This is a genomic window from Chryseobacterium sp. PCH239, assembly GCF_018924625.1.
Classification (GTDB): domain Bacteria; phylum Bacteroidota; class Bacteroidia; order Flavobacteriales; family Weeksellaceae; genus Chryseobacterium; species Chryseobacterium cucumeris.
Genome location: NZ_CP073027.1, coordinates 1731384 through 1744212, shown reverse-complemented (window position 1 = coordinate 1744212; position 12829 = coordinate 1731384). Strand labels below are relative to the sequence as shown.

Sequence of the window (12829 nt, the reverse complement as noted above, 5' to 3'; positions counted from 1 at the left end):
CAGATGATGAAAGAGGAAGTAAGTTCCTCCGTTCTAGAAAATGTCTATAAAGCGGAGGAACGATTAAAAGATGTAGTGGTAAAAACACCTTTAGCTGTGAATAATAATCTGTCAGCTATTTATGAGTCGAATATTTGTTTTAAAAGAGAAGACCTTCAAAGGGTCAGATCCTATAAAATAAGAGGAGCCTATAATAAGATGGCCACCATGTCTGAGGAAGAACTTTCAAAAGGTGTTGTTTGTGCCAGCGCCGGAAATCATGCCCAGGGCGTTGCTTTTGCATGTCAGACCATGAAGGTGAAAGGAACGATTTTCATGCCTTTGCCAACTCCCGGACAAAAGCTTGAACAAGTGAAAATGTTCGGTGGAGAATACATTGATGTTGTTTTATTTGGAGACACATTCGATGAATCTAAAGATGCTGCGATGAGGTTTTGTAAAGACCATAACAGCGTATTTATCCATCCTTTTGATGATCCGGCGATTATTGAAGGACAGGCAACAACAGCACTGGAGATTCTGGAACAGACAGAAGGTGTGGTTGATTATCTTTTTGTACCGATCGGCGGCGGCGGACTGGCAGCAGGAATCTGCACAGTATTTCAGCATTTGTCTCCGCAAACAAAGATTATCGGGGTAGAGCCCTCCGCAGCAGCAAGCATGAAAAAAGCCCTTGAAAAGGGAAAACCTGTTCTTCTTGAAAAGATCAGCCGTTTTGTAGACGGAGCAGCCGTACAGCAAGTGGGAGATATTACATTTGAACGCTGTAAAGATATCCTGTACGATATGGCAACAGTGGATGAAGGGCTTGTCTGCGAAACCATATTGTCTTTGTATAATAAAGATGCTATTGTTGTAGAACCGGCAGGGGCACTTTCAGTAGCAGTATTGGACAAATATAGAGAAGAGATAAAAGGTAAAAACGTAGTATGTATTATCAGCGGAAGCAATAATGACATTACCCGGATGGAAGAAATCAAGGAAAAAGCATTGCTTCATGCAGGACTAAAACATTATTTCCTTGTCAGATTTCCACAGCGTCCCGGAGCATTGAAAACCTTTGTAATGGATGTACTGGGACCTGATGATGACATCACTTATTTTGAATATACCCAGAAAAATTCAAAAGAAAAGGGAATCGCAGTAGTAGGAATTGCTTTAAAACAAAACAAAGATTTCACTCCTTTAATTGATAAAATGAAACAATATGATTTCTTTGTCAACTATCTGAACAATGATCCTTCACTGATGAATTTGCTTATTTAAAATTATATTCAATATTAAATTATTTCGTACACAAATCAGATTCTAAAAACACAATGATGAAAAAAGCTTCACAATTTTAGTGAAGCTTTTATGTTTCTGTCAATTTCAAACGACATAAGAAAGTGAAGCGTTAAGAAAATGAATTCTGTGAACGTTAAGAAAACTCTGGTGTCTGAGTGCGGGACAAAATATGATTCTCAATATAGATCGTTTCGCACGAGTTTAGAGTTTTTAGAGAACAGATTTCATTTTTAGCTGAAGTTTCTAAGTCTTGAATTTTTGATTCTTTTGTTTCAAGACAAAAGAAGTAGATTAAAAATAATTTTTCGAACCATTAAGAATAATAAAGTTTTTAAGAATAGTGAAGAAAACATCTTCGATATTTAGTAAGCAGGATGGCTTCAGTGATGAAAAAAGCTTCACAATTTTTGTGAAGCTTTTATGTTTCTGGCAATATCAAATGACATAAGAAACTGAAGCGTTAAGAAAATGAATTCTGTGAACGTTAAAAAAACTCTATTGTTTGAGTGCGGGACAAAATATGATTCTAAACATAGATCGTTTCCGCACGAGTTTAGAGTTTTTAGAGAACAGATTTCATTTTTAGCTGAAGTTTCTAAGTCTTGAATTTTTGTTTCTTTTGTTTCAAGACAAAAGAAATATAATTCTTTTTATAAATTATCTTTCAAGCGAAAAATTCGAAATTACTTTCGGACGTTCAGCTTCATTAGCTACTTTCCAGGATGTTCTGTACATCCATTCCGTCATTTTATACAGCTTTTTGTAATTGATATTTTCTGATTCATCCTGCGGAGTATGATACTGATCGTGCAGTACACTTGTGAAGAATATTGCAGGAATTCCCATCTTAGCATACGGAAGATGATCACTTCTGAAATAGAAATACTCAGCATGGCTTGGAGAATCCCAATCTTTAAGGTATTTGAACTTTGTACTTTCATTGTTGGCATCTTCGGCCATTTTTACCAGCTCTTCAGAATTTTTGTGAGGAGCATTTCCTCCTAATAAAGCAGCTTCATTATTGTCATTTCTCCCGATCATGTCACCATTCAGTACGGCTACAATTTTTTCTTTCGGAACAACAGGATGGGCTGCATGCCATCTTGAACCCAGTAATCCTCTTTCTTCAGCGCCATGGAAAACAAAAAGGATGCTTCTTTTTCCCGGCTGTTTTTTGTAAGCTCTGGCCATTGCTAACATGGCAACACAAGTACTGGCGTTATCATCAGCACCGTTGTAGATCGTGTCATTCTTTACAGGATGTCTGATCCCGTCATGATCCTGGTGTCCGCTTAACAGAACATATTCATTTTTAAGAACAGGATCTGTACCATCAATTTTTCCGATAATATTAACGGATGGATATTTGTAAGTTTCAGTGATCAGGTTCAGAGAAGCTTTAGGATTGTTTTTTACCCAGCCAGCATTTTCTCTTTTGATCCACACAACAGGAATATTATTGGTGATTTTTTCTCTTAATCCTTCTACGCCATAGCTTCCTCTTGTCATTTGAGGCAGTACTTCTACCCAGCTTTGCTCGGAGATATCATCGGTGATGAAGATAATGGCTTTGGCTCCCAGTTCAGAAGCTTTATTGTAATATTTATTTCTTACAAATCCGGGATATCTTCTTACAAAAAGTGTCATATCTTTTGAAATATTCTTGTCAGAAGCGTTTACAGCAAGAACTTTTCCTTTGATATTCAATTTCGCAAGCTCTTCAGGCTCTGCGTTTCCGGCATACACTATGTCAGCATCTAATGAAGCGTTTACAGGTTCAGCGACAAGGAAATCTTTCCATAATTTCAAACTGGTATCTCCGATTTTCAGGCTGCTTTGTGGAATCACCTGATGCCTGTACATATCAAAAAACTGGAAAAATGTTCCATTATCTCCGGCAGGTTTCATTCCGGTTTCCTTCGCTTTGTCAGCCAACCACATAGAAACTTTCAATTCATCCAGAGTTCCTGCTTCACGGCCCCAGAACTGGTCTGCAGCAAGCTGATACATATCGGTGCGGAGATCAGATTCTTTGATAGCAGAAACTAAAGGTTTTTTATAATTCTGAGCATTTCCGAGGGTAAACAGGAAAAGGCTTAACAGAGAAAAAATATAATTTTTATTCATAACATTGCTTAATTAAATTCAGCTAGTTTCTCTGAAAACTGTTTTGAAAATTCTTTTCTGTCTTCTTCCAGTTTTTCCTGTGTAGAAGGTAGAATATAATTAAAAAGGATCTTGTCTTCATTGTCCAAAAAGATAATTTCCTTTTCATTTCCATCGATCATCTGTGAGAAAATTTCCCACATCGGAGTGTCTTTTAATTTTAATAATTCAAAAAACTGTTCTGCTTTGATTTCGATTTTCTGCATGTTCTTTTTTATATATTGTCGTTGAATACCTCTGAATTCTGATTCAAAAATAAAGATTTTGTATTGGAAAGAGTATTAAAACTCGAGAAACTTCAGCTTAAATTGGATGGCGAAGTTTTCTTTGAAATGTGGCGTTGCATAATAACCCACTCTGTAGAATACCCCAAGATTAAAATAGCTGGAAAGGAAATTGTTCCATTCCACACCGACTTCCTGATACAGGTGATCCAGTTTTCTGAATTTAAACTGGTGGTATTCCGGATGTTTCATGTCTCCTATAGTTCCTCTTAGGACAAAGTCAAAGCTGGAAACATTGTGTCCGAAACTTTTCAGATACCATGGAAGTTTATGCGTAAAGTAGTATGCAACAAATCTGTCATTATAGTATTTCCCACCTTCAAGTGTTGCAAACCCAAGATAAGAAGTAAGGTTAAAATTAAAATCTTTGCCCGGAGACGCAAGTCCGTTCATCGTAAAGTTTTTCCAGATAGGCGCTCCACCAAGAACAAGACCTCCATATAATCGGAACCCTGTAGTTCCGATCGGTGTTTTGAAATTATGAACAAACAAACCATCAAAACGGGAATAATTAAAATCCCCCTGCAGTATTTTGTAACTCTGCTCATAATTAAAATACAGTTCAGGATATTTCTGATCAATCAGAGATTTTCCCTGAGGGGTCATAATATTGGTAGAATTCGGAGAATATTTCAGGGTGAAAAGGGTATTGAAGTTTCTGTAAGATGTTCCCCGGTCTCTGAACTGATAATCGAACTCAGCTTCTTCTGTGTTTCTTCTTACGGCAAGAGCAACGGTAAGTCCGTTGGTGACATCGTTCAGGTAAGATAATGACATTCCTTTAAAGTGGAAATACCGGTCATTATTCAGATTATTCCCGAAGTTCATCATTCTCATCTTGAAATTCCACATCTTTCGGTTGAATTCTCCGGATGCTGTTACATCATCATACACTTCAAATCTGAAAAAGGAATTCTTTTCCAGTGTGGTTTTCATATCAAGCCCCATTCCATACTTCCATTTTCGGTCTTTCACACCATATGCAAAATAGTAGTCGGGTGAAAAATAAGGGTTGAAATTTTCATTCAGCTTGGCTTTTAAACCTAATCTGAAACCTTCATAGGAGTTATAATTGACAATTTCATCCACAGCAAAGTCTACAGAACCGACTCTGATCTGTCCGTTCAGTAAACCTGATAAAATCTGTGCTTTGCTGTCGATTTTATATTTTTTACCTAAACTGTCGATGGTTTTATAGGTATTTTGTTCCCTTTCGGTAAGGGGATCTGTCCTGTAGCGGTCCAGAGATTGACCGTCAATATTTTTTACCGAGAAAGTATAGCCTTTAAAATCCTTTGGATCTTCTTCAATAGGAGATTCGAAATCAAAATATTTTGAGGTAAGGAAAGCATAGGTCCCAAAGCTTTTTTTGTCTTTCTTATCATCGGCATGCACTTTGTCATCCATGGCCATTTTACCCATTTTAAGCTTGGCTTTTTCATGGGCAAGGAACCATTTGTTATTGTAGAATACCCAGGTACTGGTAATAATTCCTTCGTTTTTATTTTTACTGAAATTCTCGATTTTTTTGATTCCGTACGTTTCGGTGTCTACATAAATAGCACCGTTATACTTTCGTTTTCTGTCCGGCTTTTTGTAATTTACCTCACGGAAGCGGATTACAAAGTTTTTCCTTCCGTCAAGGGTAACCGTATCTGAAAGAAAGAATCTGTAAAGTCCTCTGTTTTCGGGTTTTATCTGTTCGGGAACAACATCCCTGTTACTTTGCTGGAGTGCGATCATTTCGTAAATAGGCTGCTTCAGACCGGAGATTCTGTTGTCCAGAATATTGATCTTTTCACCATACTTTTTGGAGTACAAAAACTCCTGAGCTCTTTCCCAAAGGAAGAGTTTACTTTTTGAAAATATTTTTCTTGCGTTGATATTATTCAGCGAGTCTTTTTCCCTTTTTTTCTTGAAAATATTTAAATCATTAAAATACTGATTAAACTGCGAAAGACTGTCCTCATCAATATCAAGAGAGATTTTTTCGTAGGATTTGTAAGAATAGGAACCTAAACTTTTGGGTGAGTTTTCTTTGAATAATTTATTGACTTTTTTAAGAATTTCCAGAGCTCTGGGGTCACTTTTATCCTCAATAACTACAGCTTCAATATTGGTTGTCTTTGATGTTTTTTTAAGCAGGGAAACTTCCATGCTGCTCTCAACTGTGATAGTTTCTCTCTGATAAGAATCTGCATCAATATCAATATTTTTACATCCTGTTTTAAACTCCAGAATACCCTGTTCATTGGTGTATCCGATAACTGTATTGTCACAGGATACCTTTGCTTTATAGACAGGCTTTTGACTGGCGTCATCCACAACCTTAATTTTTGATTGTGAATACCCCAAAAAGCAGATCAGGAAAAATAATAACAGTAAACCCCTTTTCATGTAAAAAAACTACGTCAAAAATAATGATATTTATTGTTGTAAAAAAGTTTTTAACAGAGTATAACATTGATTTAATCTAATGTTTTCATGGACTTTGTAAAGACAAAGACAAATGAAAAAATGATCAGATAGTCTTTCTGTATTTTAAAGGAATTTTCAAATAAAAAAACTCCTTAGCAATTAAGATTCAGGAGTTTTGTGGTTTTTCGTTGTTTTGTGTTTTAGAATCGTCTTTTATTGATCATTGAGCGCTTTCATGAATTCAATGATATCATCTGTTTCTTTATCAGTAAGTTGTAACGGATTATCAGAAAGAGTCTGATTTTCCACTTTAAATCCAAAAGCTTTTCCACCACCTTTGTTGTAAAAATTCATCACTTCTTTCAATGTTTTGTAACCTCCGTTGTGCATATAAGGAGCTGTTTTTTGAATGTTTCGGAGAGTTGGTGTTTTGAAAGAATGCTGCAAAGAAGGAACTGTTTCATGAAATTTTCCTCTTCCCGGATCGGCATCAAATGTTTTATTCTCTGCATTTACTGCCACACCCAATATTTCCTGCTCAGTTTTTTTGAAATTCGGAGGAACCGTTCCATTGAATAAAGGAAGGAAATGACAGATGGCACACTGGGCTTTTCCCACAAAAAGATTGAAACCACGCTTTTGATTGTCTGTCATCGCTGATTTATTTCCTCTCATATATTCATCAAAATCTGAATTGAATTTTGCGAGCGAACGAATATAGCTCGCCAGTACATTCTGAAGCTGCCATACTTCAGTTTTTTGGGAGTGATAAATTTTTTTGAATGCGGCCTGATAATTTTTATCCTGATTGATTTTGGCAAGAATGATATTCAGGTCACCGTGCATTTCTTCTTTATTGGAGATCACATCTGAGCTTTGTCCTTCCAGATCATCCTTTCTCATATCCCAAAACTGGCCATGCTGATATCCTGCATAGTTGAGTGAAGGTGTATTTCTCGCCAGTTCTGAATTTTCAAGGGACATTGCTCTGGCTAGACCGTCTGTAAATGCTTTCTCTGGAATATGGCATGTTGCACAGCTTCGGTTATTGCTGTTGGATAATATTTTATCATTAAAAAGCTGATGTCCAAGAGCTGCCTTGTCTTCAGAGTAGGTGTATTCTTTTCCGGGAGTGAAAGCATTAGGATTAAAAGCATTTTTACTAAAGAATGTAGCTGCATTTTTGTTTAAAGCGGTCGTTACGTCAACATCAGGAATGTTCTCCTGCTTTTTAAAATCAAGCATCAGAGCTGTGATCCTGTTCAGATGATCCGGAATGAAATTGACATAATCAAATGTGTTTTTGTCGGGGTTTTTCTTCAGTACATTAATGGCTGAACTGATCTCTGCCACAAGACTTTTTAAGGCTTTATTTTTCGAACGATCAGTGGAGATCTGTTCCAAAGTTTCTTTTATTCCTTGCAGAGAAGATGGCATTTCCTCTAAAAATACTCCTGAAACGGGTGTGTCAAAACCTGAAATTCCCAGGCTGGAAATTCTGAAAGCTTCCTGTCTTAAGGCATCAAAAACCTGATCTTTACTGATAGTAATAACCTGAAAGTTGGTTTCTATGGTATTGCTTTTATTGATGAGCTTATTGAGCATCCGGATTACTTCTTCTTTATTTCCTTTATCATATGGATACAACATTTCTTCCAAAACCTGAAGCCCTTCGGGTTCTATTTCCGTATGTTCGTCCATCTCTATTTCAGGCAGGGCAGGGCCGTTGATAAACCTTGCGGAGTGGGGCAGGAAGTATTCTACCGCCCATTCAATTGTTTTGTAGGTTTTTCGGATATTCTGGAATTTCTCCTGAAGAAGTTTTTCATCAGCGTTTTTAGTAACCAGAGTTTTCAGTTCGTTAATTTGCTTTTCGAAATCAACATTGGTTTTGATAATCCTGTTTTTGACAGAACCAAGATCTTCGTATATCGGCTGCTGCTTATCGTTTTTACAGTAATAAAGGGTAAAAAGCGCTGCTGCACAGTAAAGAAAAAGGAGTATCGGGTATTTTGAATGCTTATTCATAGGTATGAAAAAGTATCAACAGAGATTTTCTATTGATACTTTAATTGGATATGAAGGAATTAAAACTATTTTTCTACGTTTCTGATGATTACAATCTGTCCGCCTTCTTTGTTGGCGTTGATTCCGGAACCGTCAGGATTTTTGAATTTATCCAGTTGCCATGTATGAGAATGGATATTCACAGAGAAGGTATTAGGGATTCCGATGATGTCTGAAATATCAACCATTGCTCCGAACTCCCATGAACCGTACTTCTGCAGATCTCCGGATTGGTTGTATGCTGTCTGCCATGCAGAGTCACCTCTGTTGTGCCTCATATTCAGCCACGGTTTGTATTGTTTGGTGGCAATATTCAGCTGCCAGATATAAGAATCGTGATTGGCATTTTTGTAATAAGAATCTCCGTCTTCCTGGATGTATACAAAGTTTTCAGTTACACATAAGTTGTCAGGATTGATCAGATTATTTCCCGGATTAGAATCACCTTCAGCCACCACTTCCAGTTTTCCTGTCAGCATATTATTGGCGTTCAGAACAAGCTTGTAGACTCTTCCCCACATGGTTAATCCGGCTTTTGGATTAACACCGTCAGAAGATTCACCTGTAGCGGTAAAGTAGATTTCTCTTCCTTTTCCAGCTCCTTTTCTGTAATCTACATCTTCCACTCTTGAAAAGCGGATCGCATTATTGTCAATATTTTTCTGGTTGATCTGAGCTCCGGTAAGGTTTTTAGCATTAGGAATTTCTACGAACTCTACGTCGTAGCTGCTTCCTTTCGTCATATCCGTTTCAGTATAGTTGCTGTTGGTTCTTTTTAAAGAATACAACTTACCGTTATCAAGATCTCCCTGTGTATCTGCTACATACATGATCAGCTGTCCTGCAGACTGGTGAGAAGAAGAATAAGACTGGTCTTCACCAATGATGATATAGGTTTTTCCGTTAGAAACATCTTTAGGAAGCGGAACTGCATTTTCCATAGAAGCCTTTCCTAATGCCGGTTTTACCCTTGTTTTATCAGTTGCCTGAGACACTGGTGCCAAAGGGTTTAAAGCATGTACCATACTTTCTTCACCTGATTCTCCGGCGGTAAGGAATGCACTGAAACCATGAATTTCCGGAGTTGCCAATGTAGCGGAGCATAATCTTGTCATTCCTCCGGTTCCGTTTAAGATATATTCTCCCTTTACAGGCTTAAAAGTTTTGTCTAAATAGACTCTTGATACCGATTGCTTGATCTCATGGTTGGTGATCATCAGATAGCCGTCTGAGTTTGGATCTTTCATAAGACCCATTCCGTCCGGCTGGCCTCCGAAAACGAAATCGGGAGAACCTGGAAGAACGTCAGAACTGGAAATAAGGGTAGTTATATTTAAATTTTCAAAATCTTTCATTCCATAAACGAAAGCGGGTTCTTTAGAAAAATTTTCAAGTTTGATTTTATCATTGACAGGAGTGTCCGAGTTACCGTTGTCATCATTGCAGCCTTGAAATACAAGAGAAGCAAAGACTAGCGCTCCAATAGTTTTGTTTATTTTCATAATTATATTTTTTGAATTTCGATTATGGCAAAACTAAAGGTCTTGTATTAACTGAGTTTTAAAAAGATAAAACAAATAGTTTAAGATTAAGTAATGGTTTGTTAAGATAAGATCAATAATTAGAACGGGTATAAATAAAAAAGACTGTGATGAAATCTTAGGAATAAAGAATAGTATGGTATAGCGCAGAGTACGCAAAAGTTTTATTTCCTGCTTTTTTCGATCGCAAAGGCATTTGCGATCGAAAATATTGATGATAGCATGAGCGTTATATCCGGCTTATGTAATTTTTCAAATTTTTTCATCTGCGAGAAGTAAGAATAGTACACACGCTTAGTCAGAATCAATGAAGTTGATTCCATTCTTTGCCACTTGAAATATAAAGTAATATAGAAAAAACTTTGTGTTAAAATAATATGATATGCACTAAAAACAACCGCGGCTGTCTCAATTCTGAGACAGCCGCGGTTTAAAATTTATAATAGAGGTTTCTATTTTAGATATTCAAAGCTTTTTGGTAAGCGTTTTCCAACCCTTCAAGGTTTTTACCACCAGCTGTTGCAAAGCCAGGGTTTCCACCACCACCGCCTTGAATTTCTTTAGCAAGGTCTTTTACGATAGCTCCAGCCTGGTAATCAGCAGCAAGATCATCAGAAACTCCAACGGTAATCATTGGTTTTCCATCTGCATCAGAAAGAATAATCGTTACTGAAGTTGGAATTTCTCTCTTCAGCTGGAAAACGATGTCTTTTACAGAACCTGCATCCAGAGAAGTTTTCTTTACTAAAAGCTGTTTGTTGCCTTTCTGCTCATAAGCATTCTTCCATTCTCCGATTTCTCCTTTTGCTTTTTCCTTTTTAAGAGCATCTACTTCAGCCTTCAATGAAGTATTTTCTTCGATCAGTTTTTCGATTGATCTTACCACATCTTTAGACTTTAATAACTGAGAAAGTTCAGTGATCTGTTTTTCAAGATTGTTAAAATACTCCTCAGATTTGTCTCCCGAAATAGCCTCAATCCTTCTGATTCCCGCAGCTGCAGAACCTTCAGAAGTGATCTTGAAATGACCAATTTCGCTGGTGTTTTTTACGTGAGTTCCTCCGCAAAGTTCTTTTGAACTTCCAAACTGGATCATTCTCACACTGTCACCATATTTTTCACCAAATAAAGCCATTGCTCCTTTATCCAGAGCTTCCTGAATCGGAATATTTCTGAACTCCTGTAAAGCAATACTTTCTTTGATCTTTTTATTTACTTTTTCTTCAATAAGTGCTAATTCTTCCTCAGTCATTTTGTTGAAATGAGAGAAGTCGAAACGAAGATAATCAGGGCCTACATAAGAACCTTTCTGTTCTACGTGAGTTCCTAACACCTCTCTTAAAGCTTCGTGCAGAAGGTGAGTTACAGAGTGGTTGGCCTGAGAATTTTTTCTTTCGGAAGCGTTTACTTTAGCATAGAAAACAGCACCGGCATCTTTTGGAAGACCATTGATCAACGAAATAATCAATCCGTTTTCCTTCTTAGTCTCCAATACTTCAAAGCTTTCAACCGCATTTTCAAGAACACCTTTGTCTCCAACCTGTCCACCACCTTCAGGATAGAAAGGAGAACTGCTTAATACCACCTGGTAAAATTCTCCGTCTTTATTTTCTACCTTTCTGTATCTTGTGATATAGGTTTCGGATTCAATCTGATCGTATCCTACAAAGTTTTCATCTCTTTCCTCCAAAGTAACCCAGTCGTAAACTTTCTGAGCAGAATCAGCTTTTGAACGAAGCTTCTGTTTCTCCATTTCAGCTTTGAAACCTGCTTCATCAATTGTTAATCCTTTTTCCTCAGCAATAATTCTTGTTAAATCATCAGGGAAACCATAAGTATCATACAATTCAAAAACTTCTTCACTTGGTAATACCTTCTGATTATTGGCAATAGTCTGCTGGATCAGTTTTTCTACTCTGATCAGACCGTTTTCAATAGTTTTTAAGAAAGAATCTTCTTCACTTTTGATCACTTCAGCAACAAGTTTTCCCTGTTTTTCGATTTCCGGGAAGAAAGTTCCCATCTGCTCCTGCAGTACAGCTACCAGTTTGTAAAGGAAAGGCTCTTTCATATCCAGGAATCGGTAAGAATAAGAAATTCCTCTTCTTAAAATTCTTCTGATAACATACCCCGCACCTCCGTTGGAAGGTAATTGTCCGTCTGCAATAGCAAAGGAAACTGCTCTGATGTGGTCTACCACAACACGGATCGCAATATCCTTTTCGTCTTGTAAAATTCCGGTATATTTTTTACCTGAAAGTTCCTCAACTTTAGCAATAAGCGGAGTGAAAACATCCGTATCATAGTTGGAAGACTTCCCTTGAAGCGCCATACAAAGACGCTCAAAGCCCATTCCCGTATCTACGTGCTGAGCAGGAAGCTTCTCTAAAGATTTATCTGCCTTTCTGTTGAATTCCATGAAAACCAGGTTCCATACTTCAACTACTTGAGGGTGGTCATTATTTACCAATTCAAGTCCGGAGACTTTCGCTTTCTCTTCAGGCGTTCTCAAGTCAACATGGATTTCCGAACACGGTCCGCATGGTCCGCTTTCACCCATTTCCCAGAAGTTATCTTTTTTATTTCCGTTGATGATTCTGTCTTCTGAAATATGAGATTTCCAGAAATCGTAAGCGTCCTGGTCTCTGTCCAGATTTTCTGAAGCATCACCTTCAAAAATGGTAACGTATAAATTTTCTTTTGGAATTCCGTATACTTCAGTCAGTAATTCCCAGGCAAAAGCAATAGCCTCTTTTTTGAAGTAATCCCCGAAAGACCAGTTTCCCAACATTTCAAACATAGTGTGGTGGTAAGTATCTCTCCCTACATCATCCAGGTCATTGTGCTTCCCTGAAACTCTCAGACACTTCTGTGTATCGGCAATTCTAGGGGCGGTAGGGGTTTTGTAGCCAAGGAAAAAATCCTTGAACTGCGTCATTCCGGAGTTGGAAAACATAAGGGTAGGGTCGTCTTTCAGCACAATAGGAGCTGAAGGAACGATTAAATGCTCCTTACTTTTAAAATAATCTAAAAATTTTTGACGTATCTCTTGTGATGTCATAGTAT

7 protein-coding genes are annotated in these 12829 nt (G+C 37.4%); 1 reads left to right on the top strand and 6 read right to left on the bottom strand.

Annotation, left to right across the window (positions count from 1 at the left end; genetic code table 11):
- The first annotated feature begins 3 nt into the window (after window positions 1-3).
- Complete coding sequence (gene ilvA, locus KBP46_RS07885) at window positions 4-1266, top strand: threonine ammonia-lyase (protein ID WP_216445073.1); 1263 nt, start codon at window positions 4-6, stop codon at window positions 1264-1266.
- A 678-nt stretch (window positions 1267-1944) separates the two neighbouring features.
- On the opposite strand, the gene KBP46_RS07880 is transcribed toward ilvA, so the two are convergent.
- From KBP46_RS07880 to alaS, 6 genes are all read right to left on the bottom strand, one after another.
- Window positions 1945-3414 carry a M20/M25/M40 family metallo-hydrolase gene (locus KBP46_RS07880; protein ID WP_216445072.1) on the bottom strand — a complete coding sequence of 490 codons (1470 nt, stop codon included), beginning with the start codon at window positions 3412-3414 and terminating at the stop codon, window positions 1945-1947.
- Window positions 3415-3422: 8 nt separating this feature from the next.
- A complete protein-coding gene (locus KBP46_RS07875) occupies window positions 3423-3659 on the bottom strand; it encodes a hypothetical protein (RefSeq protein WP_062671616.1) in 237 nt (78 codons plus the stop codon).
- Between the two features lie 75 nt (window positions 3660-3734).
- Window positions 3735-6062, bottom strand: a complete 2328-nt coding sequence (locus KBP46_RS07870; RefSeq protein WP_228432257.1) for a hypothetical protein — start codon at window positions 6060-6062, stop codon at window positions 3735-3737.
- A gap of 306 nt (window positions 6063-6368) precedes the next feature.
- The gene (locus tag KBP46_RS07865; protein WP_216445071.1) at window positions 6369-8183 is read right to left on the bottom strand and encodes a cytochrome-c peroxidase; all 1815 of its coding nucleotides are present in this window, start codon (window positions 8181-8183) and stop codon (window positions 6369-6371) included.
- Window positions 8184-8248: 65 nt separating this feature from the next.
- Entirely contained in the window at window positions 8249-9724 is a 1476-nt protein-coding gene (locus tag KBP46_RS07860; RefSeq protein WP_216445070.1) for a PhoX family protein, read from the bottom strand.
- Between the two features lie 496 nt (window positions 9725-10220).
- Window positions 10221-12824 carry an alanine--tRNA ligase gene (gene alaS, locus KBP46_RS07855; protein ID WP_062671236.1) on the bottom strand — a complete coding sequence of 868 codons (2604 nt, stop codon included), beginning with the start codon at window positions 12822-12824 and terminating at the stop codon, window positions 10221-10223.
- Window positions 12825-12829 lie beyond the last annotated feature (5 nt).